The organism is Pseudoalteromonas sp. SG45-5 (assembly GCF_014164085.1).
Lineage (GTDB): Bacteria > Pseudomonadota > Gammaproteobacteria > Enterobacterales > Alteromonadaceae > Pseudoalteromonas > Pseudoalteromonas aliena.
In genome coordinates this window covers 1-300 of sequence record NZ_JACJEM010000186.1, presented here as the reverse complement: position 1 = coordinate 300, position 300 = coordinate 1, and the positions used below count along the sequence as shown (strand labels likewise).

The 300-nt window shown below is 39.0% G+C and carries 1 rRNA gene; it reads left to right on the top strand.

The window, feature by feature from the left end:
* Window positions 1-103 (top strand): 23S ribosomal RNA (locus H5119_RS20230); the annotation flags it as partial.
* Window positions 104-300 lie beyond the last annotated feature (197 nt).

Sequence of the window (300 nt, the reverse complement as noted above, 5' to 3'; positions counted from 1 at the left end):
GTCTCTGAAGGGCCGTTGAAGACTACAACGTTGATAGGCAAGATGTGGAAGTGGTGTGAGCCATTAAGCTAACTTGTACTAATTACCCGTGAGGCTTAACCATACAACGCCAAACGCGTTTTATGCGATAGTGAAACAAGCGAAGAAGTTAATATGACTAAAGTAGATATTACTTAAAGAAAGACTTAAAAAATATTATCAGATATTTTCCAAATTCAAGAGGTGACTCTTAGCGCGTAGCGTTAAAGTTGAGGCACCTTGCGCAAAGAAAATGGTAGCACTACGTGCTTGTCATTAATT